This is a genomic window from Micromonospora sp. NPDC050784 (assembly GCF_044456765.1).
Classification (GTDB): Bacteria; Actinomycetota; Actinomycetes; order Mycobacteriales; family Micromonosporaceae; genus Micromonospora; species Micromonospora foliorum.
The window spans coordinates 1-22,430 of record NZ_JBITGG010000020.1 but is presented as its reverse complement, the minus strand read 5'-3'; the positions used below and the strand labels follow the sequence as shown (position 1 = coordinate 22,430).

General features: G+C 74.4%; 17 protein-coding genes. 3 read left to right on the top strand and 14 right to left on the bottom strand.

The window, feature by feature from the left end; genetic code table 11:
- Positions 1–158 precede the first annotated feature (158 nt).
- The 7 genes from ACIBD9_RS24730 to recN all read right to left on the bottom strand — a co-directional run bounded on the left by ACIBD9_RS24730 (position 159) and on the right by recN (position 10,393).
- A complete protein-coding gene (locus ACIBD9_RS24730) occupies positions 159–2,573 on the bottom strand; it encodes a hypothetical protein (protein WP_396721233.1) in 2,415 nt (804 codons plus the stop codon).
- Positions 2,573–3,751, bottom strand: a complete 1,179-nt coding sequence (locus ACIBD9_RS24725; protein ID WP_396721232.1) for a glycosyltransferase family 4 protein — start codon at positions 3,749–3,751, stop codon at positions 2,573–2,575. Before ACIBD9_RS24725 ends, ACIBD9_RS24730 begins: the two co-directional genes overlap by 1 nt.
- Entirely contained in the window at positions 3,748–5,433 is a 1,686-nt protein-coding gene (murJ, locus tag ACIBD9_RS24720) for a murein biosynthesis integral membrane protein MurJ (RefSeq protein ID WP_396721231.1), read from the bottom strand. Before murJ ends, ACIBD9_RS24725 begins: the two co-directional genes overlap by 4 nt.
- A gap of 1 nt (position 5,434) precedes the next feature.
- On the bottom strand, positions 5,435–6,301 hold the full coding sequence (locus ACIBD9_RS24715; protein WP_396721230.1) for a hypothetical protein: 867 nt from the start codon (positions 6,299–6,301) through the stop codon (positions 5,435–5,437).
- A gap of 67 nt (positions 6,302–6,368) precedes the next feature.
- Entirely contained in the window at positions 6,369–7,310 is a 942-nt protein-coding gene (locus ACIBD9_RS24710) for a copper transporter (RefSeq protein ID WP_396721228.1), read from the bottom strand.
- 27 nt (positions 7,311–7,337) lie between these two features.
- The gene (gene steA / locus ACIBD9_RS24705) at positions 7,338–8,516 is read right to left on the bottom strand and encodes a putative cytokinetic ring protein SteA (RefSeq protein ID WP_091407271.1); all 1,179 of its coding nucleotides are present in this window, start codon (positions 8,514–8,516) and stop codon (positions 7,338–7,340) included.
- A 119-nt stretch (positions 8,517–8,635) separates the two neighbouring features.
- The gene (recN, locus tag ACIBD9_RS24700; RefSeq protein WP_396721372.1) at positions 8,636–10,393 is read right to left on the bottom strand and encodes a DNA repair protein RecN; all 1,758 of its coding nucleotides are present in this window, start codon (positions 10,391–10,393) and stop codon (positions 8,636–8,638) included.
- Between the two features lie 89 nt (positions 10,394–10,482).
- Between recN and ACIBD9_RS24695 the strand changes: the two genes are divergently transcribed.
- Entirely contained in the window at positions 10,483–11,502 is a 1,020-nt protein-coding gene (locus tag ACIBD9_RS24695) for a helix-turn-helix domain-containing protein (protein ID WP_396721225.1), read from the top strand.
- A gap of 81 nt (positions 11,503–11,583) precedes the next feature.
- Here ACIBD9_RS24695 and ACIBD9_RS24690 read toward each other — a convergent pair whose 3' ends face one another.
- The 5 genes from ACIBD9_RS24690 to ACIBD9_RS24670 form a co-directional block, all read right to left on the bottom strand.
- On the bottom strand, positions 11,584–15,303 hold the full coding sequence (locus ACIBD9_RS24690; protein WP_396721223.1) for a S8 family serine peptidase: 3,720 nt from the start codon (positions 15,301–15,303) through the stop codon (positions 11,584–11,586).
- A 158-nt stretch (positions 15,304–15,461) separates the two neighbouring features.
- Complete coding sequence (locus ACIBD9_RS24685) at positions 15,462–16,346, bottom strand: NAD kinase (RefSeq protein WP_091407282.1); 885 nt, start codon at positions 16,344–16,346, stop codon at positions 15,462–15,464.
- A gap of 103 nt (positions 16,347–16,449) precedes the next feature.
- Positions 16,450–17,310 (bottom strand): TlyA family RNA methyltransferase, encoded by an 861-nt coding sequence (locus ACIBD9_RS24680; protein ID WP_396721222.1) that lies wholly within the window; start codon positions 17,308–17,310, stop codon positions 16,450–16,452.
- A 38-nt stretch (positions 17,311–17,348) separates the two neighbouring features.
- Positions 17,349–17,660 (bottom strand): hypothetical protein, encoded by a 312-nt coding sequence (locus ACIBD9_RS24675; protein ID WP_396721220.1) that lies wholly within the window; start codon positions 17,658–17,660, stop codon positions 17,349–17,351.
- Positions 17,657–18,244 (bottom strand): phasin family protein, encoded by a 588-nt coding sequence (locus ACIBD9_RS24670; RefSeq protein WP_396721219.1) that lies wholly within the window; start codon positions 18,242–18,244, stop codon positions 17,657–17,659. Before ACIBD9_RS24670 ends, ACIBD9_RS24675 begins: the two co-directional genes overlap by 4 nt.
- Before the next feature lie 111 nt (positions 18,245–18,355).
- Here ACIBD9_RS24670 and ACIBD9_RS24665 point away from each other — a divergent pair, with 111 nt between their 5' ends.
- On the top strand, positions 18,356–18,694 hold the full coding sequence (locus ACIBD9_RS24665; protein WP_030334914.1) for an SCP2 sterol-binding domain-containing protein: 339 nt from the start codon (positions 18,356–18,358) through the stop codon (positions 18,692–18,694).
- A 12-nt stretch (positions 18,695–18,706) separates the two neighbouring features.
- Here the strand turns inward: ACIBD9_RS24665 and ACIBD9_RS24660 are convergent, their stop codons facing one another.
- Positions 18,707–19,738: an HAD-IIA family hydrolase gene (locus ACIBD9_RS24660; RefSeq protein WP_396721217.1), complete on the bottom strand. Its 1,032-nt coding sequence runs from the start codon at positions 19,736–19,738 to the stop codon at positions 18,707–18,709.
- Complete coding sequence (locus ACIBD9_RS24655) at positions 19,735–20,718, bottom strand: Replicase polyprotein 1ab (protein ID WP_396721216.1); 984 nt, start codon at positions 20,716–20,718, stop codon at positions 19,735–19,737. Before ACIBD9_RS24655 ends, ACIBD9_RS24660 begins: the two co-directional genes overlap by 4 nt.
- Here ACIBD9_RS24655 and ACIBD9_RS24650 point away from each other — a divergent pair.
- On the top strand, positions 20,707–22,254 hold the full coding sequence (locus ACIBD9_RS24650) for a hypothetical protein (RefSeq protein WP_396721214.1): 1,548 nt from the start codon (positions 20,707–20,709) through the stop codon (positions 22,252–22,254). The genes ACIBD9_RS24655 and ACIBD9_RS24650 overlap by 12 nt on opposite strands.
- Positions 22,255–22,430: the final 176 nt, after the last annotated feature.

The following is a 22,430-nucleotide window of genomic DNA, read 5'->3' as shown; positions in this document are numbered from 1 at the left end:
GCTCCCGTGTCGTCTGTCGCGGTCATGCAGACCGCCGTGCTTGATCAGCAAAGTGATCACGCGATCCACGGGATTCGACGGTAACACCTCCCGGGCGGGTACTCGCAGGCCGCACCCCGGCTGCGACACCTCCGGGCCATCCGGACGAGGCCCGGCGCTCAGGGCGCGGCAACCTCGGTCGATGACCGGGAGACCTGCCGGGGCGGTACGGGCACCGTCGGCGCGGGGTCCGGCGTCGACCCGCTCGCGGTCGGGCCGGCCGGTTCGTCGTCCTCCCCACGGCCCTCACTCGGGGTGTCCGACGCCGGTTGGGTGACCTTCGCCGGTGCGCTCCCGGGCGGGCCGCCGATCGGACGGGGGTGCACCGCGCCCAGTGGCCCACCGCCGCCGGTCGGGCCGTCACCCCCACCGACCGGGCCGACCCCGCCCGACCCCGAGTCGTCGTCGGCGCCGTTGGCGCGGGAGCGGCCCGGTGCCGGGCGGGTCCGGTCCGCGGCGTGCCCGAGCACCCGCAGCGACGCCAGGGCCGCCATCGGCACCACCAGGGCGGCGGCAGCACCCATCAGGTCCAGTGCCGCGCCGTCGAGCACACCACCGAGCACCGCGGCGACCACCGTGCCGGCCAGCGCGGCCCGGACCGCCGGGTAGATGCCGAACAGCCGCATCAACCCACCCCACGGCTGCAACAGGGCGAACCACACCAGCAACCCGCCGGCCAGCGCCAGCACGGTCAGCGGGCTGTTGACCAACGTCTCGAAGTTCTCCGTACTGGACCGGTGCACGGCGAACCCGCCGGTGCCGTCACCGAGCGCGGAGAGGAACCGGCCCAGGCTGCCCCGCTCCGCTGCGGGACGCCGCAGGTCCACCACGGCGAACCCGATGCCGACCGCCAGCGCGGCCATGGTGGCCCAGGCCAACCGGCTGATCGTCAACCAGCCGCCGGCGCTGATCACGGCGGCGACGCTCACCCCGGCGGTGAGCGCGATCGCGCCGACCGGGTCGGCGCCCAGGTACGGGCTGCCGACCACCACCACGGCGAGGCCACCCACCGCCACCATCACCGCCGGCCGCCAGCCCCGGTGCACCCGTTGGGCGAACCAGCCACCCGTGAGCAACGCGCCGGCGAGGAACACCCCCAGCCCCACCGTGCTCAGCCCGGCGTACCGGCCGCCCTGCAACGCGGAGTAGCCGACCACGCTGTTGAGCTGCAGGCGGGCCCCGGTGAGCACGTCCAGCCCGACCACGAGCGTGGTGAGGCCGGCCACCGCACCGACCGGCCCGAGGGTGTTCGCGTACCCGGGTGCGAACCGCACCGCCGCGGTGCCGGCGGCCACCAGCAGCGCGGTCACCCCGGCGAAGATCCACCCGGGGTGCTCGCCGCGCCACCAGGGCACCGCGTCGGCCAGCAGCGCCGCCGGTACCGTCAACGCCGCCGCGACCAGCAACAGCTCCACCACCGCCACGATCCGCCCGGAGACGGGCGTCGGGCCGGACGGGCCGGCGTGCGGGCGGGCCCGGCGCAGCAACGGCAGGATCGCGAGCGACAGCAGCACCTGCACCCCGGCGAGCAGCGCGAAGAAGACACCGGAGACAGCACGCTGGGCGGCCGCCTCCCGGTCGGCGTTCGCCGGCGCGTCGATGGCCTCGGCCAGGTCGGCCGGACGGCCACCGGTGCTGATCGCCGGACGGCCCAGGAAGAGCCGCTCCGGCATGGGCCGACCCAACGCGGCGAGGGCGGTCGGCGCGAGGTCGACGAGTTGCAGGTATCCGTCCCGGCCGGTGCTGGCCGAGGTGAGCCACCCCCGTTCCCAGCCCGGCCCGTCGGCGACCGCCACGTGCAGCCGCGACGGCTGGGCGGTGTCGGAGATCCCCGCCACCAGCACCAACGACCGCGGTGGTCGCGCCGCCAGCACCCGGGCCAGCTCGGCGTCCGCCGCGCGGGCCTCCTCGGCGCGGGTCGCCGGGTCGGCCCCCTCGACCGTGCCGAGGTCGACGATGCTCAGCACACACGACCCGAGCAGCGGCCGCGGGTCGGCCGGCAGCCCCGAGGCGTACCGGTCGACGCGGCCGAACGGTCGGGCGGCGGCCACGGCCGCGCCCGGGCCCACGGCGACGGAGCACCGCACCGACTCCGACAGCGAGCCGGGCATGGCACCCCAGGGCAGCCGCTGCTGGTTGTACTGGACCACGCTCTCCTGGTCGGGCAGGTTCGCGCCGATGCCGTCCGGTTGTTCCACGGTCACCGCCGCCGACGGGCAACCGTCGACCGACCGGCTGCCGTTCCACGCGGCGAAGCTGCCCGCACCCAGGGTCAACCAGCCGTCCACCGGGCAGGTGGGCCGGTGCGCGGAACGCACCGACAGTGAGCCGATCGAGCCGTCCTGGGCCATCCGCCACAGCGTCGGGGTGCTCTGCGGATCCACGTCCTCCCAGCGCAGCCCGGCGATCCCGGCGAGCACCACGAAGTCGGCGGTGCGTTGCGGGGTGCCCTGGGGTGGGCGGGCGGCGAGCGCGGTGACGCCCAGCGCCACCACGAGCACTGTCAGCAGGGCGGGGGCGATTCGGCGCAGCATCACCGGTGTCCCGTTCTCGGGGCGTCGGAGCCCGGGGCGGCCGCCGGACCGCCGGGATCCCCGACCAGCTCGGCGTAGAGGGCGACGAGGGTGGCGACGGTGTCCGCCTCGGTCGGCCACGTCGCCGCCCGTTCGGCTCCGCGCCGGCCCAACTCCGCCCGCGCCGCCGGGTCGTCCAGCAACGCGCGTACGGCCGCGTCGACCGCGTCCACGTCGCCGGCGGGGACCAGCGTGGCGGCGTCACCGACCAGGTCCGGGAGCCCACCCACCGCGGTGGCCACCAGCGGTACGCCGGCGCGCAGCGCCTCCTGGGCGAAGAGCTGCCGCGCCTCCCAGTCGCTGGTCACCACCGCCAGGTCGGCTCCGGCCAGCAGGTCGGCCACGTCGCTGCGGTGCCCCAGCAGGGTCACCGGCGCGCGGGCGGCCGAGGTCCGTGCGGCGAGCGGCAGATAGGCCGGCCCACTGCCGGCGATCACCACGACCGGCGGTGGGGTACGCGTACGCCAGCGGGCCGCCGCGTCGATCAGCACGTCGTAGCGCTTCTGCGAGTGCAGCCGACCGACCGAGAGGATCAGCGGCTGGTCCGGGCGGACGCCGAACTCGGCGCGTACCGCCGCCGGGCGTCGACGCGGCGCGGGCAGCGTCGGCGCGGCGACCGGGGCGAGCCGGGCGTCGGCGGCGCCCACCTCGGCGGCCCGTCGCACCAGGTCCGCGGAAGCGCCGAGCGCCACCCGGACGCCCCGGGCCACCACCCGTTCGACGAGCCGGGACACCGAACCCCGCAGTCCCCCCGCGAGCACCGCGTTGTGCCAGGTGACGATCAGCGGGGCGGCCGGACGCGCCAGTACGGCGACCAACCCGGCCCGCAGGCCGTGCGCGTGCACCACGTCCACCTCGGCGACGGTGAGCACCCGACGCAGGGCGAGCACCGCCCGGGCGTCGGCCGGAGTCGGGCTGGCCGGGATCTCCACCGGCTCGAACCGCGCACCGACACCGGTGAAGTCGAACTGTTCCTGGGTGGCGGCAGGTCCGCAGACCAGGACGGTGGCGCCGCCCGCGACGAGGCCACGGGCCACCGAGCGGACGTGCTGGCCGACCCCGCCGGTGCTGGACGCGAGCACCAACGCGACGGTGCCCGACCACCCGGCGGGCAGAGCTGGCTCATTTCCCGCGCTCACTGGCCCACCGTCTCCTTCCCGTCGCCCCGCTGCGGGGAGCCCGCGTCCGGGGGCGCACCGCCGGACGACCCCCGCCGGCCCAGACGCCGCAGCGCCCCGGCGAGCAGTGGCTGGACGTCCCGCCGGTCGACGAACCAGACCACGGCGAGGAACACCACCCCAACCAGAACCCCGGACAGCATGCCCTGACCGAACGCCGCCGCCGTCGTCGGGGTGCCGCCGTCCAACTGGTCGAGCCAACGGCTGAGGCCCAACCCGGCGAGCCCGGCGAGCACACCGGCGAGGCCGCCGGCCGCCCCCGCCCGTGCCGCGCCGGCGAGGGCGGAACGGCCGGCGCTGCGCAGCACCGCCACGAGCAGCAGCGCGCCGAGCACCAGCATCCCCACCGAGTTGGCGGACGTCACCGCGAGCACCCGGTCGCGCAGTGGCAGCACCGCGCCGAGCAGCAGGACGACGCCGGGCACCACCAGGAAGCCGACCGCCGTGGCGAGCGTCGCCGCCCGGGTCTCGCCCCTGGCGTAGAGCGCCCGGGTGAGCACCGCGAAGAGGCCGTAGCCGACCAGGCCGGGGGCGTACCCGATGATCGCGGCGGCGGCGGTCGACGCGGTGTCCGACGGGAAGAAGAAGTGCCCGACCGGCCCGGCGGTCCCGATCAACGCGGCCGTGCCGAGGCAACTGAACAGGAGCACGCCGCGGACAGCCGGTGCCAGGGTCGCGCGGTAGGTCTGCTCGTCCCCGGCGGCCCGTGCCGCCGCCAGGGTCGGGTAGGCCGCGATCGCCAGCGGCACCGCCAGCACCGCCCACGGCAACAGGTAGACGGTCTGGGCCAGGTTGTAGACGCCCGGGTTGCTCCGCGCCCCGGCGGTGACCTGGTTCAGGCTGACGATCAGGGCGATCTGCTGGGTGGTGACGGTGACAGCGCCGGCCACCGCCAAGCCGCCGACCCTGGCCCGCGCGTCGGCGGGGAACCCGAACCCGGGCCGCAGCCCCAGGTGCAAGCGGCGAACCGGGATCAGCAACGACAGGGACAGCACCACCACGCCGAGGGTGGTGCCGCCAGAGAGCAGCAACTCACCGCCCGGGCTCACCCCGCCGACGGTGGCGTACCGGCCCTGCGTGGCGGTGAACCCCAGGTACACCAGGATGACGGTGAGACTGGACAGCAGCGGGGCGAGCACCGGCCAGGCGAAACGGCGGTGTGCCTGGAGCACCCCGGTGAGCACGATGCCGACCCCGTACAGCGGCAGTTGCGGCGCGAAGACCCGCAGCATCCGCACGCCGCTCTGCTGCTGGGCGGTGGTCAGGTGGTGGCCCAGGGACTCGACCACCGGGCCGGCGAGCAGCACCACGAGCAGCGCGAGCGGGACCAGCAGGGCCAGCGTCCAGGTCAGCAGCGCCCCGGTGGTCCGGGCCACGGCCGTCCGGTCGCCCGCCGCGACCGCGCCGGCGAGCAGCGGTACGACGAGGCTGGCCAGCGCTCCCCCGGCGACGATCTCGAAGATGAAGTTCGGCACCGCGTTGGCCACCACGTAGGTGCCGCCGAGGTCGGTGGGCGCCAAGCTCCAGGTGAACACGGCGGTGCGGCCGAAGCCGGCGAGTCGGCTGGCCACGGTGAGGACGGCGATGAGCGCGGCTGCCCCGGCCAGCCGGCCGGCGCCGGCGAGGGGTGCCGGTATGGTCACGTCAGTCGGCGCGTCGGCCCAGTGCGTCGAGCTCGCGCAGCCCCGGGGTCCGCTGGATCACCGCGGTGAAGCTGACCTTCTCGCTGGCGGCGGTGAGCCCGGCGAGGACGGCGAGCAGACCGGCCCGGCCGAGCGGGCCGGTGCGGGCGGCGAGCGCGACGCCGAGCAGCGCCCCGAGCGCGTTCGCGCCACTGTCGCCGAGCATCACATCCTCGGCCAGGTCGTCGCGGAGCAGGCCGGCGGCGGCGCCGGCCGCGCCCGCGGCGATCCCACCCTGCGGGCCGCCGGTCAGCGGCGCGGCGAGCAGCAGCCCGGACTTGAGGGCGCGGCCCGGCCGCAGGTCGAGCAGGTTGAGCAGGTTGGCCGTGCCGGCGATCACGCCGGCGCCGAGCAGCACGTCGACACCCCGGCCGAACGCACCGTGCCGCTGCCGGCGCGGGTGCGCGGCGACCCGGGGGTCGGCGGCGAGCAGAGCGGCGGCGCCCAGCCCGGCGGCGCCCACCCCGACGACCTTGACCAGACCGGCGGTGACCCGTCCCTCACGCAGCGCGGCGAGGTGCCCGGCGAAGCCCTTGGCCGTCTTCTGCTCCGGGCGCGCGCCGACCACGTCGTCGTACAGGCCGACGCCACCCGCGCCGAGACCGGCGACCAGGGCGGCCCCACCGGCGGCCCCGCCGGTGGCACCGAACGCGCCAGCGGCGGCCGCACCGGCGGCGAGCGCCGGCCCGGCGGCCAGGCTCACCGTGCGGCCACGGAAGTTGGTGCGCTCCAACGCGGGTCCGGCCGGCGAGGTACGCGCCTCACGCAGCGCGTACCGGGCCGCCGCGGCACCCGCGCCGGCGATCAACAGCCGGCCCAGCGCGCTCACGCCGCCACCTCGCTGGCTCGGTCAAGCGCCGCCTGGTCGGATCCGGACACGGGGGTACGTCGTTCGCTCACTGGGGCAGTTTAGGCAGCAGCGACGGGGCGTTGTCGCCGACGCCGTACTGACCGGCCTTCTTCTCGGTGATTTGCTGCACCAGGGCGAGGGTGGTGACCACCTGGCCCTGCACGGTGTTGGCGTTGTCGACCGTGGAGATGGTCTGGGCGAGCACCGGGTCGCCGCGCACCACGCCGACCAGATTGCCGCCCACGGAACCGTTGCCGGCCACCACGATCGACCCGGTCCGGTCGAATTGCTCGGCGATGTTGACCACCGACTCGTCCCGCTTGTCGGAGTCCTTGTCGACGTACGGCTGGCCGCTGACCACGACGACCGCCTCCGCCGAGGCGGTGACCTTGTTGCTGTCGGTGGTCAGGTAGCCGGCGTTGTTGTAGGCGGCGAGCACCGCCCGCCGGTCGGCGTCACTGACCGGCGCGACGCCCTGGGCCCGGTCCAGCAGAACGCTGGCCAGCAGCGCGCTGGAGGTCTCCACACCGTGCCCGTTGCCCGGCAGGCCGGTGGTCTGCGCGGTCGGACGGGCCGCGGTGACGGCCAACTCCAGCAGGTTGGAGTTGTTGTCCGGGTTGATGAACTTGTCCTGCAGGTCGACCTGGCCGGTGATGGTGGCCCCGGCGAGCTGGAGCTTCTTGAGCACGCCCTCGGTGTGGTCGCGCCCGTTGGGCAGGCTGAGCACCACGACCCGACGCCCGGTGAGGGTGCCGGGCAGGACGACCTGGGAGATCTCCTCGGCGAACTCCTCTTCCAGCGCGAGTTGCTTCTCCATGTTGCTGACCGTCTGGCGCCAGTGCTGGTTGTCCTTGCGCAGCCCGGTGACCTGCCCCTCGAGCGAGTCGGCGACCGGGCCGTTGAGGGCGGCTGTGCCGACCACCAGACCGATCGCCAGAGCCAGGAAGACCGCGGTGAGGGACACCACGTGGTAGCGGAAGTTGATCACGCTTGCAGCCTCTTGATCGGTCGGGAACTAGAAGAGCCGGTACAGCTGGAACACGAAATTGTCCCACCACTCGGCGACCACGCCCAGGTACGCCTTCCCGACTGTCGACACGGCCACCGCGGACGCCATCGCCGCGATCGCCGACAGCACCAGCAGCAGCAGCGACGAGCCGGAGATGCTCTGCCGGTAGAGCCGGCTCACCCCCTTGGCGTCGACCAGCTTGCCGCCAACCTTCAGCCGGGTCAGGAACGTCGAGGCCATCCCGCCGCGGCCCTTGTCGAGGAACTCGACGAGGGTGGCATGGGTGCCGACCGCGACCAGCAGCGAGGCGCCCTTCTCGTCGGCGAGCAGCATGGCCAGGTCCTCGCTGGTCGCCGCGGCCGGGAAGGTGATCGCCGGCACACCGAGGCCGTTGACCCGGGGCAGGCCCGGCGCACGCCCGTCCGGGTAGGCGTGCACGATCACCTCGGCGCCGCAGCGCAGCACGTCGTCGGTGACCGAATCCATGTCCCCAATGATCATGTCGGGGGTGTAGCCGGCCTCGACCAGGGCGTCCGCGCCGCCGTCGACGCCGATGAGCACCGGCTTGAACTCCCGGATGTACGGGCGCAGCACGTCCAGGTCGGCCTTGTAGTCGTAGCCGCGCACCACGATCAGGCAGTGCCGCCCCTGCATCTGGGTCTCGATGTCCGGCACCCCGACGCCGTCGAGCAGCAGGTCGCGTTCCTGACGCAGGTAGTCCATCGTGTTGGCGGCGAACGCCTCCAACTGCACCGACAGACCCTCCCGGGCGTCCGCCATCGCCTTACCGACCGACTCGGCGTCCTGCAGGCTGCCGTGGGCCACCGGCTCGTCACCGGCGAAGACCGTGTTGCCCTCGATGCGCACCTGGTCGCCCTCGCGGATCCGCTCGAAGACGCCCTCCCCCAGGTCGTCGAGGAGCGGAATGCCGGCGGCGATCAACACCTCCGGGCCGAGATTCGGGTAACGGCCGGAGACCGAGGGTTTGGCGTTGAGCACCGCCGCGACCCCGACGGCGACGAGCGAGTCGGCCGCCACCCGGTCCAGGTCAACGTGGTCGATGACCGCGATGTCACCGGGGCGCAGCCGACCGACCAGGCGTTTCGTCCGGCGATCAAGGCGCGCGGTGCCGAGGACTCTGCCCGGTTCGGAGTTCCGGTTCCGGCGCAACGTGGGTAGACGCATCGTGACCATCCTGGCATGTGAGGCAGGCTTTTCTGTCGCGACATGCCTGAGCAGGGCCGCCTACCCAGGGAAGCACACACCGGCACAAGCCGGTGTGCTTGCGCTCACAATACGCGGCGTCACAACCGCCTTTCCTTGGCGGCCACTGCCAGAAGCTCCTCGGCGTGGGCGATACCCAGATCTGAATCGGGCAAACCCGCCAGCATGCGCGCCAACTCCCGGGCCCGCTCGGTGTCCTCCACCACCCGCACCCCGCTGGTCGTCACCGCGCCACCGGTGTCCTTCGCCACCACCAGGTGCCGGTCGGCGAACGCGGCCACCTGCGGCAGGTGCGTGACCACCAGCACCTGGTGGCTGCGGGCCAACCGGGCCAGCCGGCGGCCGATCTCCACCGCCGCCTGACCGCCGACCCCCGCGTCGACCTCGTCGAAGACCAACGTGGGCGGGCCACCGGAGCCGGCGAACACGACCTCGATGGCGAGCATCACCCGGGACAGCTCACCGCCGGAGGCGCCGCGCTGCAACGGCAGCGACGGCGCACCCGGGTGGGCCAGCAACCGCAGCTCCACCTCGTCACCGCCGTCCGGGGTGACCCCCACCTCGACACCGTTGACCGACAGCGTCGGCTCGGCACGCCCGGCCGGACGGGGCAGCACCGCCACCTCGATCCGCGCGTGCGGCATGGCCAGACCGGCCAGCTCGACGGTGACCTGGTCGGCGAAGCGGACCGCCGCCTCCTGCCGGGAGGTGGACACCCGCCCGGCGAGGTCTGCCACCTCGACGGCGAGGCGCTGGCCCTCCCGCTCCAACTCGTCGAGCACGTCGTCGGACATGTCCAGGTCGGACAGTCGGGTGCGCGCCCGATCGGCCCAGGCGATCACCCCGTCGACGTCGTCGGCGTACTTGCGGGTCAACGCGCGCAGCGCCGCCCGCCGCTCGTAGACGTGCTGCAACCGGGCCGGGTCCGCGTCCAGCGTCGCCAGGTACGCCGACAACTCAGCGGACACGTCGGTGACCAGCGTGGCCGCCTCCTCCAGGCGGGCCGCCAGCTCACCGAGCGCCGGATCGGTGCCGGACTGCGCCTCCAGGGTCCGCCGGGCGGTGCCGAGCAGCGCCGCCGCGTCCGGGGTCTCCTCGGCGGCCTCCGCGCCACCGGCCACGCACTGCTGGGCGATCTGCGCTGCCGTCCGCAGGCCCTCGGCGTGCTCCAGCCGCTGCGCCTCGGTCTTCAGCTCGTCGTCCTCACCGGGCTGCGGATCGACCCGGGTGATCTCGTCGAGGCCCAGCCGCAGCAGGTCGGCCTCCTGGTTGCGCTCGCGGGCGTTACGCCGCCGGTCGGCCAGGTCGTCGACCACCCGACGCCACCCCGTGTACGCCTCGCGCAGCGCGTCGAGCAGCTTCTCGTGCGCGGGGCCGGCGAACCGGTCCAGCGCGGCCCGCTGCTCGGCCGGGCGCAGCAACCGCAGCTGGTCGGACTGGCCGTGCACGGCGACCGCCTGCTCGCCGACCTCACCGAGCATCGACACCGGCATGCTCCGCCCGCCGACGTGGGCGCGCGAACGCCCCTCCACCGTCACCGTGCGGCTCAGCAGCACCGAGCCGTCCTCGTCGGGTTCGCCACCGGCCTCGGTGATCCGCGCGTGCACGGCGTCGGCGACCCGCCCCTGCAGCCGCAGCCGCCCCTCCACCACCGCCCGGCCGGGTTGGGCGCGGACTCGCCCGGCGTCGGCCCGGCCGCCGAAGAGCAGGCCGAGGCCGGTCACCACCATCGTCTTGCCCGCACCGGTCTCGCCGGTGATGACGTTCATGCCGCCGGTCAACGGCAGCGTGGTGTCCTCGATGACGCCCAGTCCGGTGATGCGCAGCTCTTCCAGCACAGCCACCGACAGTAGACGCGAGGCCCGACACTTGACCAGCCGACGGGCCCGGGTACGGCCCGTACCCGGCCGACGTACAGTTCTGCCCCGTGTTGGACGTGATCGGCCTGACCTCGGCTGAGGAGGAGCTCTACCGCTGCCTGCTCCAGCTCACCACCGCCCGCATCGACGAGTTGGCCCGTCGCCTGCACCGGCCCCGTGAGCAGGTCCTCGCCCAGGTGGAGGCGCTGCGCGGCAAGGGTCTCGTGCAGCGCAGCGACAACGACCCGGACGCCCCGCTGCGCCCGACCGCCCCGGACGTCGCCCTCGGCGGGACGCTGCTGCGCCGCCAGGAGGACCTGGAGGCCGCCCGCCGCCTGGTCACCCAACTGGCCGAGGAGTACCGCTCCGGACTGCGCCGACACCACGTCGACCACCTGGTGGAGGTGATCACCGGCACCCGGGTGCTGCGGGACCGGCTGCGCGATCTGCAGAACTCCGCGCGCACCGAGGTGCTCTGGTTCTGCCGGGCCAATCCCCTCGCCATGGCCGGCCCGGAGAACGTCGAGGAGTTCGACGCGCTGGCCCGTGGGGTGAGCTACCGGGCCATCTACGAGCGTGACCTGCTGCTCGAGCCGGGCGCGTTGGCCGACCTGGCCAAGGGGGTCGCCGCCGGGGAGCAGGCCCGTGTCCTGGACCGGCTGCCGGTCCGACTGGCCATCGTGGACGCCCGCACGGCCATCTGCCCGTTGGTGCCGGACCGCGACGGCGGCGAACCGAGCGCCGCCGTGATCGGTCGCAGTCAACTGCTCGACGCGCTGCTCGCCCTCTTCGAGAGCCACTGGCGGGTGGCCACCCGGCTGCGCCTCGACGACCCCCTCGCCGTCGCGACGCCCGAGGGCCGACGACCGGAGCCCGAGGCCCACCCGGGCGACGGTTACCAGCCCGACGCCGACGAGGCGCGGCTGCTGTCGCTGTTCGTGGCCGGCGTACCGGACAAGTCCATCGCCTCCCAGCTCGGGGTGAGCCGGCGGACCGTGCAACGGCGGATCGCCGACCTGATGGCCGCCGCCGGCGTGGACACCCGTCCCGGGCTGGCGTTCCAGGTGGCCCGACGCGGCTGGCTCTGACGCCGAAAGGGCCCGCCGTCGACCGACGGCGGACCCCTCAACCGGAAGGGCGGGGCGACCAGGCCGCCCCGCCCCGCCCGATCAGCGCAGCCCGTACGCCTGGAGCACCGTCTGGTCCACGGTGTTCCCGGCCCGGTCGGCGGCGTGCACCCGCAGCGACACCGTTCCGCGCCCCGCCGGCACGATCGCGGTGTACCGGGTGCCCGACCCCGCGGTCGGCGCATTGCGCCAGGTGACGCCCCCGTCGAAGGAGACCTGCACCCGGACGCTGGTGCCGGTCGGCCCCGGCACCCCGGCCGGCTGCCGCAGGGTCAGCCCCAACTGGTGCGGTCGGTTGCCGCGTACCGTGCCGAGCAGGTCGGCCGGCACCCGGTAGTCCACCTGGAGCAGCGACAGCGGCGTGGCGGCGTCGCCCGCCGGTCGGGCCGAGGTGAACTCCCAGGCCGTGTCGGTCCGCGTGCCGTAGCGCCACTCGACCGAAGAGCGCTTGGTGGTCACGTCCAGGCGGTAGCGGGCGGCCCCGGCGGTCGTGGGCACCGGCGCCCAGCCGGCGGAGAGGTCCGCGATCTGCTGCCCGTTGCGGCTGACCCGCGCCGCGACGGCGTCCGACTCCTCACTCTCGCCGGCCAGGCTGTAGTGCCCCTCGGCGTCGACGAACTCGGGCACCCGCAGATCCAGGTTGTCACCGGTGCGGGTGGGCACCGGCACCCCACTGGCCGGGACGGCCGGGCGGATCACCGGCGCGTGCCAGGTCTCGGTCACCCGGTCGTCGGCGGCATAGCGCCGGGGCTGCTGGGTCAGACCACCGGTCAGCTGCCCCCACTGCATGAACATGAGCTTGTGCAGCACCCGTTGCTGCCACCAGTTGTCACCGGCGCTGACGAACTCCCGCCGGGTGGTGCCGGCGCGGACCAGCCGCTGGTTGTCGTTCCAGGCGGTGTCCTGCCACGCACGCCACCCGAACCGCTGCTCGCTGGCCCATTCCCCGCCGACGTTCCCGTAGTGGGCGGTGACCTCGGCGGTGTTCCCCTCGGTGACCTTGTGGACGATCTGCTCCGGGACCCGCCCCTTCGAGACCTGCCACACGTCGTACAGGTACGGGCTCTCCACGGTCAGCGTCAGGTCCAGCGTCGTGTGGCGCTTCCGGACCGCCGCGATGACCTTCTGCCCGTCGTCGTACGCCACCGCCATCGCCGGGATCGGCAGCCGGTCGCCCAACGGGGTCCAGGACGTCCACGCGCTCTGGTCGGCGGGTCGGACGACCAGCGCCACCTTCGCGCCGGCGGCGGCCGCCGCCGCGATCTGCTCCTCCTCCGAGGCGTCCGGGCTGGTGGTGAGCAGCGCCGCGGCGCCGCGTACCCGGGTCAACTCGGCCGGGGTGCCGGTGCCGGCCCAGACCAGCGGCAGCCTGCGCCGGTCGGTCGTCGCCGGCGAGTAGCCCATCAGGTTGATGTCCAGCGGACCGGACACCCCGCTGATCGTCGCGTCCACCATCGGCGCGACCAACTGCCAGCGCGACGCGAACTCGAACTCGCCCTGGCGCACCGCGCGGGTCGGGGTGACGTTGACCTGCTGGATGGTGCTGTAGGTCATCACCCCGTGGTCGACCTGCCGGCCGTTGCCGAAGACCCGGTGCTCGTAGAAGCTGATCGTCGACCGCTGCTCGGTGGGCTTCGGCGTCTCGATCCGCACCGGGGTTCCCTTGCGCGGGTCGAGCACCACGGTGAGGTCCCGGTCGACAAGCAGCTCCGGGTCGGTGACCAGGGTGATCTGCTCGTCCAGCGGGGCACCGTGCTCGATCAGCGCCTCGACCAGGTAGGGGCCCTCCTCGACCTGGATTCGCACCTCGCCGCCCACCCAGCCGAGCCAGTCGGATTCGGGCTGCTCACCGAAGAGGGTGAGCACCGACGCGAGACCCGGCTGACCCTGCATGTCCAGCGCCCGCACGGTCACGATGTGCAGCGGGCCGCTGAGGGTGAGCGCGACGGCGGTGCGCACCGCGACGCCGTCCGCGCCGGTGGCCACCAGCCAGCCGCTGTGCAGACCCCGGTCCAGCTTCGCCGGGTCCGCCCGCAACGGCACGGCGACGCTGCCGCCGGCCGGCACGGTCACCTCGGCGCCGCCGACCGCGACCCCGTCGGTCTCGGCCGCACGGGTGTCAAGGTTGCGCAGCTCCAGGGCCAACCGCAGGGTCTGCGGAGCCGTGCCGCCGTTGGTGTACGTGACGGTCCGCTCGACCGTCGCGCCACCGGTGCTGAGCCGGCCGAAGTCGGCGGTGCCGGACCCGTACACCCGCTGGCCGAGCGCGCGGGCCACGTCGACCCGGCCCGCGCCCTGCTCGAAGACGGTCAACGCCGGGTTCGCCTTCGTGGTGCTGACCAGCGCGTCCTTGAGCTTCGCGGCGGGCCAGTCCGGGTGTTCCTGGGCCAGGATCGCCGCCGCTCCGGCCACGTGCGGAGTGGCCATCGAGGTGCCGGACGCGGTCGTGTAGGCGTCGTCCACAGGCGTACCCATGGTGGTGCCGGCGGCCCGGGCGGCGATGATGCCGACGCCCGGCGCGGTGATCTCGGGCTTGAGGCCGTTGTCGCCCAGGCGCGGGCCCCGGCTGGAGAACTCCGCCAGGTTGTCGGCGCGGTCCACCGCGCCGACGGTGAGCGCCGCCGCGGCCGCGCCGGGCGCGCCGACGGTACGCGCGGCGCCCGAGTTACCGGCGGCGACCACGAAGAGCGTGCCGGTCTCGGCGGTCAGGTCGTTCACCGCCTGGCTCATCGGGTCGGTGCCGTCGGTGGGGTCGCCACCGAGGCTCATGCTGACCACCTTCGCGCCGGAGTGGGCGGCCCACTCCATGCCCGCGATGATGGACGAGCTGTAGCCGGAGCCGCCGTCGTCGAGCACCTTGCCGACCAGCAGCCGCGCGCCCGGGGCGACGCCCTTGCGGAGCCCGTCGGACGCGGCCCCGCTGCCGGCGATGGTGGCGGCCACGTGGGTGCCGTGGCCGTGCCCGTCGCGGGCGCTGCCGCTGCCGGAAAAGTCCTGCGCCTCGGCGATCCGACCGGCCAGGTCGGGGTGGGTGGCGTCGACGCCGGTGTCGAGCACCGCCACCTTCACGCCGGCACCATCCCGACCGGCGGCCCAGGCGATCGGGGCACCGATCTGCGGCACGCTGTGCTCCAGCGTCGGGCGGACCTTCCCGTCCAGCCAGATCCGCTCGACACCGGCGCCGAGCCGGGCCGGCGAACCGGCGGTGACCCGCTGCCCGGGCGCGCCGCGCAGCGACGTCCACAGACCACCGAGGTCACCCTTGCCGACCCGCAGCGCGGCGCCGTTGATGCTCTCCAGGGGACGCGCGTCGGTGGCGCCGGCCAGCGGCCTGACCCGTCCGGCGGCCGGCTCCTGGTAGCGGACGATCAGCGGCAACGCGCCCTGCGCGGCGTCGCCGTACCCGTCGGCCGCCAACTCCTGCACGTCGAACAGGTCGGGGTCGAGCACCCCCGCGGAGAGGTACGGCATGACGTCGCTGGGCAGCACCCGCAACCCGCCGTCCGCCTCGACGGTCTGGAAGGTGACCCGGTTGCGCCCCGGGCCGGGGTGGACGGTGGCGGCGACCCGACCGGGCGCCGCCTGCACCAGGTCGACCTGGTCGCCGGTGATCAGGGTGATGCGGACGGGTGCGTGCTGGGCGGGCGTGCCCGACGTCGGGCCGGTGGGCCGGGCGGGCGGGTCGGCGGACGCCGGTGCGGCGACGCCGACCACCAACGCGCCGACCGCGCCGACGGCGAGCCAGCGTGGGGACCAGTGCATGCGATGGGCTCCTCTACTCCTCCAGGCCCGCCATCCGTGGATGAGGGCCGATCGGAGTCTGCGTCGGAGCGTGTCACCGGGTCACTAGTCGCCCGCCGCCGCAGCGGCGACATGTCGTCAGGTGGACACCTGACATCCACCGAGGGTGTGCGCCACGGTCACCGGCGGCTGCCGCGCCAACCGTGCACGGGGAGGCCGAACTTGGCCACCAGCCGGTCGGTGAACGGGCGGGGGCGCAGCCGCACGATGCGTACCGGCAGCGCGCCGCGACGCACCGTCACCCGCGCGCCGGGCGGCAGGTCGTAGACCCGCCGGCCGTCGCAGGAGAGCACGGCGAGGGTGGTGAACGGGTCGACGGTGATCACGAAGGTGGACGTCGGGGCGGTGACCAGCGGGCGGCTGAACAGCGCGTGCGCGCTGATCGGCACCAGCAGCAGCGCCTCCACCTCCGGCCAGACCACCGGGCCGCCACCGGAGAACGCGTACGCGGTGGAGCCGGTGGGGGTGGCGCAGACGACCCCGTCGCAGCCGTAGCGCGACAGTGGCCGGCCGTCCACGTCGACCAGCAGCTCGAGCATCTGGGCCCGCTCGCCCTTCTCGATGCTGATCTCGTTGAGCGCCCAGGACTCGATGGTCGGCCCACCGTCGAACTCGGCGGTGACGTCCAGGGTGAGCCGCTCGTCGACCGTGTAGTTGCGGCCGACGACGTCCCGGACCGCCGTGTCCAGGTCGTCGATCTCCGCCTCCGCCAGGAAGCCCACCTTGCCGAGGTTGATGCCGAGCAGCGGCGCCTTCGCGGGCCGGGCCAGCTCGGCGGCGCGCAGGAAGGTGCCGTCCCCGCCGAGCGCGAAGACGATCTCGGCGCCCTCGGCGGCCTGCGGGCCGGCGACCGGCACCACGCCGGGCAGGTCGAGGTCGTCGGCCTCGTCGGCGACCACCCGTACCTCGAAACCCGCGTCGATCAGGTCGGCGGCGACCGACCGGGCGTGCTCCGTGCTGCGCCGACGGCCGGTGTGGGTCACCAGCAGCGCGGTCCGGCTCATCGGGCCGCCCGCCCACGCCGGCGGAGTCGCTCCACCGACGCCGTCGCCTCGACACGACCGCGTGTCACCGCGCGGCCCGTTGCGACGCCCTCACTGCGCGCGTTCACCCTGCGACCTCCTCCGCCGCCACGTCCGGCACCTCACCGGCCGTCGTCGAGCCGTCCGGCCCGGCCGCCACCACGGCCCGCACCCGCTGTGGGTCGGCCGCTGGTGCGCCCCGGCGCAACCATACGAAGAACTCCACGTTGCCGCTCGGCCCGGGCAGCGGGCTGGCCGCCACGTCGGCCAGCCCGAGGCCGAGCCGCGCGGCCGTCGCGGCTACGTCCAGCACCGCTTCGGCGCGCAACTCCGGATCACGGACCACACCGCCGGCACCGACCCGGTCCTTGCCGACCTCGAACTGCGGCTTGACCATCAACGCCAGGTCACCATCGTCGCGGGTGCAGCCGGCCAACGCCGGCAGCACCAGCCGCAGCGAGATGAACGACAGGTCGGCCACCGTGAGGTCGACCGGGCCACCGATCGCGTCAGCATCGAGGGTACGGACATTCGTGCGCTCCAGGACGCGGACCCGCTCGTTCGTGCGCAGCGGCCAGGCGAGCTGCCCGTAGCCGACGTCCACTGCCACCACCTCGGCCGCGTCGGCGCGCAGCAGCACGTCGGTGAACCCACCTGTCGACGCCCCCGCGTCCAGGCAACGCCGCCCGGCCACGCGCAGCCCACCGGGGGCGAACGCGGCCAGCGCGCCGGCGAGCTTGTGCCCGCCCCGGGAGACGTACTCCTCGGCCGGATCCGCGCCGGTCACCAGCAGCGGGTCGGCGGGGTCGACCATCGCGGCCGCCTTACGGGCGACCACGCCCCGCAGTTGGACCCGGCCAGCCTCCACCAACGCGGCGGCCTGCTCACGGGAGCGGGCCAGACCGCGCCGGACGAGTTCGGCGTCCAGCCGGTTACGACGTGCCATGGGTGGTTCTCCGGTCTGCTCAGGCCTGGTCGTCCCGCTCAGGTCTGGTCGATGGTGGCGAGGGTTTCCCGCAGCGTCTCGTAGGCCGCCTCGTACTGGGCGATCTGGTCGGCGGGGGCGAGCGTCGCCGCGTTGGCGATGGCCCGCACGGCGGCGTCCACCGCCGGATGCCGCGGCTCATCGTCCCCGAGGTCCGGCGGCGGCCCGGGACGCGCACCCACCGGCGGCCCTGGCCGGGCCGGAAACGAGCCGCCGGCCGGCGGTGCAGGCTGAGGCGGGAAGGACCCGCCGGCCGATGGACCGGGCCGGGGCGGGAAGGACCCGCCGGGCGGTGGACCGGGCCGGGTCATTCGGCGTCGTCCGGCTGCTGCTTGCGGACCGCCTTCTTCGCGGGCATCACGGCCGGCGTCGGGACGTCCTCGTCGGCGGTCCGGCTGATCGTCGCCGGCGCCTTCTTGGCGATGGCCTTCTTGGCGACCGCCTTCTTCGCCACGGCCTTCTTCGCCACCGGCGCGGAGACCGGGGCACCGGCCGAGCCGACGGACGGCACGAGACCGGTGCCCGGCCGCGCGGCGACGCTCTTGTCGGGTGGTGCCGTGGGACCGGCGGTCGACGCGTCGGCCGGCTCGGCGGACCGCGCCTCCCGTAGCTGCCGTTCCAGGTCGTGCACCCGCCGGGTCAGCTCGGCCACCTCGTCGGCGGTGGCCAGACCGACCGCGCCGAGGGCCCGGTCGACCTCGAAACGCACCAGCTTGGTCAGTGCCTCCCGGTTGGCGGCGCCGGTGGTGACCAGCTCCTCGCCGAGGGCCTGGAGTTGGGCGGCGGTCGCACCGCCGGAGCCGACGAGGCGACGGGCCACGTCCTGGGCCTTCTTCCGGGGCGCCTCCGCAAGGCCCATGGCCAGCTCGAGGTAGGCGCGCCACGCGTCCTGCATGCCTGAGTCCTTCCACGGGGCGGGGTGTGCAGGTGTCACGCTACCGGGCACCCCGGACCGACCCGTGCGGTACGGTGCCGAGGACGGCGTGGCGATCAGCGAGGGGGAGATGTGGCCAGCGTGGACGAGTGCCGGCAGGCGTTGCAGGAGCTGGCCGCCCGGTTGGATCGCAACGCCGAGACGGTCCGCGAACGGATCGACCTGGACCGGACGCTGGCCTGCCGGATCACCGACCTGGACACCGCGTTCCACGGCCGGATCACCGGCGGTCGACTGGTCGAGCTGACCGACGGCGACGACCCCAAGGCCAAGATCGCGCTGAGCACGTCCAGCGACGACCTGCTCGCCCTGGTCCGGGGCGACCTGGACGTCACCAACGCGGTGACCTCCCGCCGGGTGTCGATCAAGGCCAACCCGTTCGACCTACTCAAGTTGCGCAAGCTGCTCTGACGACCGCCCGGGTCACGCCGCCGCGGTCAGACCGAAACTCTCCACCGCGTGGGCCGCGTCCGGGCCCACCGGGCGGATCTTCGGCAGCGCCGGCACCGGCGCCGACCAGGCCACCGCGCAGAGCGCGGCCAGGGCGTCCAGCGGCCGACCGGCCCCGGCCAGCTCCAGCGTGCCGTCCCGGTCGGTCACGGACCAGCCGCCAGCGTCCGCCAGGCCCGGGACCCGCACGGCGGCAGCCGGGTCGAACAGCCCCGCCAGGTCCCTCGCGACGTACGTGGGACGGCGCTGCGGCTCGGCGGCCAACAGCTCCGGTACGCCACTGACGCCGGTGAGCACGAGCAGGCTGTCCAGCCCTGCCCGGCGAGCGCCTTCGATGTCGGTGTCCAGCCGGTCACCCACCACCAGGCTCCGCCCACCGCCACTGCGCCGAGCGGCGGTCTCGAACAGCGCCGGCTCCGGCTTGCCGACCACCACGTCGGGGTCGCGCTCCAGCGCCGTCCGCAGCACGGCGACCAGCGAACCGTTGCCGGGCAGTGGCCCCCGCCCACTGGGCAGGGTCCGATCGGTGTTGGTGGCGATCCAGATCGCACCCGCCCGCACCGCGATCGACGCCTCGGCCAGCTCGGCCCAGCCGACCTGCGGGCCGTACCCCTGCACCACCGCCGCCGGCTTCTCGTCGGCCTGGGTGACCGGGGTCAGACCGACCGCGCGCAGCTCCGCGCGCAGCGCCTCCGCACCGACCACCAGCACCGACGCGCCGGCGGGCAGCCGGTCGCGCAGCAACTCGGCCGAGGCGGCGGCGGAGGTGAGGACCTCCTCCGGCCGGGCCGGCACACCCATCCCGGTCAGCAGGTCGGCGACCTCACTGGACCGGCGGGACGCGTTGTTGGTGGCGTACGCCACCGACCGTCCCTCGGCGTGCAGCCGGGCCACCGCCTCGACGGCGCCGGGGATCGGCCGGTCGATCAGGTAGATCACGCCGTCCAGATCGAAGACGACCAGGGTGTACCCGTCGACCAGCCGCTCCCCCACGCCCGTGCTCACCGCTGCGTCGAACCCGACTCGTCGTTCCGGGCCGGCACGTCGGCGTTTGCCGCGTCGCTGTCCGCCGCGTCGGCGGACGTCACGCCGCTGTCGCCAGCGGTGTCCGCGTCGGCGTTGCCGCCGCTGGGGTGACGGTCCTCGTCCTCGTCGTCGGAGCCTCCGTCGTCGGCGGGACGGCCGACAGCGGCGTCCTCCTCGTCGTCGTCGAAGTCTTCGTCTTCGTCTTCGTCTTCGTCGTCGTCGTCGAAGTCTTCGTCGTCTTCTTGGTCGTCGTCTTCGTCGTCGTCGTTCTCGTCGTCGTCGTTCTCGTCGCCGGTCAGGTCGGCGTCGGGTCGGGCCGGAACCGCGCCGGGAGCGCCCGGGCCTGCGGCGATCTCCTCGGCGGCCTCGTCCTCGTCGTCACCCTCGATGACCACACCGTCGAGTTCGAGCAGCCGCTCGGCGGCGTCGGTCTCGCCCTCGGTGTCGACGTCGGCGGCGCGGGAGAACCATTCGCGGGCCTCCTCGCGCCGGCCAACCGCGAGCAGCGCGTCGGCGTACGCGTACCGCAGCCGGGCCGTCCACGGCACGGTGGCCTCGCTGGTGAGGTCCGGGACCTGGAGCATCGCGACAGCGGCGTCCTTCTGCCCGAGGTCGCCCCGCGCCCCAGCGGCGACGATCAGCAGCTCGATCGCCACGGCCTGGTCCAGCTTCTCCCGGTCCGCGCCACGGAACAGGTCGATGGCCCGCTCCGGCCGGCCGAGAGCCCGCTCGCAGTCCGCGAGCACGGCCAGGTGGCTCTGCAACCCGCTCATCCGGTGGTACGTGCGCAGCTCGGCGATCGCCGACTGCCACTCCCCCGCGTGGTACGCGGCCAGGCCGACCGCCTCACGGACAGCGGAGATACGCGACGCGAGCCGGCGGGCGGCCAGCGCGTGTGCCAATGCCTCGGCCGGGTCCTCGTCGATCAGCTGTCCGGTCGCGACCAGGTGCCGGGCCACCGTCTCGGCGACCGGCTTGTTCAGCGAGAGCAGCTCAGCGCGAACGTCCTTGTCGAGGTCGGTCGCGACGATGTCGTCCGGCAGCGCCGGGGCCGAACTACGCCCGCCCTCGAACGACTCCGAGCCACCCGCGCGGTCGTCGCGACGGAACTCCCCCTCGCGACGCGGCCGCTCGTCGGCCCGGGAACGCTCTCCGCCCCGGTAGCCGCCCTCACGGTCACCGCCACGGAAGCCACCTTCACGGGGGGCGCTGGAACGCGAACCATCGCGGTCGCCGCCACGGAAGCCACCCTCACGGCGGTCGCCACCACGGAAGCCACCCTCACGGGGGGCGCTGGAACGCGAGCCGTCCCGGTCGCCACCACGGAAGCCGCCCTCGCGGGGGGCGCTGGAGCGCGAACCGTCCCGGTCGCCACCACGGAAGCCACCCTCATGAGGGGCGCTGGAACGCGAGCCATCGCGATCGCCACCACGGAAGCCACCCTCACGGGGGGCGCTGGAACGCGAACCGTCGCGGTCCCCACCACGGAAGCCACCTTCGCGCGGCGGGCCGGAGCGAGTGCGGTCGCCACCCTGGTAACCGCCCTCACGGCGGTCACCACCACGGAAACCACCGTCGCGGTCACCACCACGGAAACCACCCTCACGCGGGGCACCCGAGCGCGAACCGTCCCGGTCACCACCACGGAAACCGCCTTCGCGGCGGTCGCCGCCCCGGAAGCCTCCGTCGCGATCTCCACCGCGGAAGCCACCCTCACGGGGGGCGCTGGAACGCGAACCATCGCGGTCCCCACCACGGAAACCACCCTCACGGCGGTCGCCACCACGGAAACCACCATCGCGGTCGCCGCCACGGAAGCCACCCTCACGCGGCGGGCCGGAGCGAGTGCGGTCGCCACCCTGGTAACCGCCCTCACGACGGTCACCGCCACGGAAACCACCCTCGCGCGGAGCGCTGGAACGGGAGCTGTCCCGGTCACCGCCCCGGAAACCACCCTCGCGGGGAGCGCCCGAGCGCGAGCCGTCGCGGTCGCCACCGCGGAAACCACCCTCACGCCGGTCACCACCGCGGAAACCACTGTCACGGCCGCCGCCCCGGAAGCCGCCTTCGCGGGGAGCACCCGATCGGGAGCCATCGCGGTCGCCGCCTCGGAAGCCGCCCTCACGGGGAGCGCCCGAGCGGAAACCACCCTCGCGCGGAGCACCCGAGCGGTCGCCGCCTCGGTAGCCACCCTCACGCGGGGCGCTGGAACGGGACCCATCACGGTCGCCGCCACGGAAACCACCCTCACGGCGGTCGCCGCCGCGGTAGCCGCCCTCACGGGGGGCGCTGGAGCGCGAGCTGTCCCGGTCACCACCACGGGAGCCAGAGTCGCGGCCGCCGGCGTATCCGCCTCGGGCGCCGCCGCCGCTGTCGCGGTCTCCCCGGTACGGGGGCCGGCCTTGGTCATCGCGGCGCGGGCCGCGGTCGCGTCCGCCCGCACCGTCAGTACGGTCTTCGTAACGACGGGGACGGTCTCCGCCCTGCGGTCCTGAACTCACAGGTACATCCTTCCTGATTGCGCCACCAATGGCGCTACGCAGTCGAGGGGCGCCCCCGGTGGGGGGGGCCGCGCCGGGGAGTTTTTTAGGGGGCGGGCAACACTACCACCCCCCCCACAGTGCCGGACCCACCGCGGGGGGGGGGGTTGGTTACGGGGTGGGGATTTTAT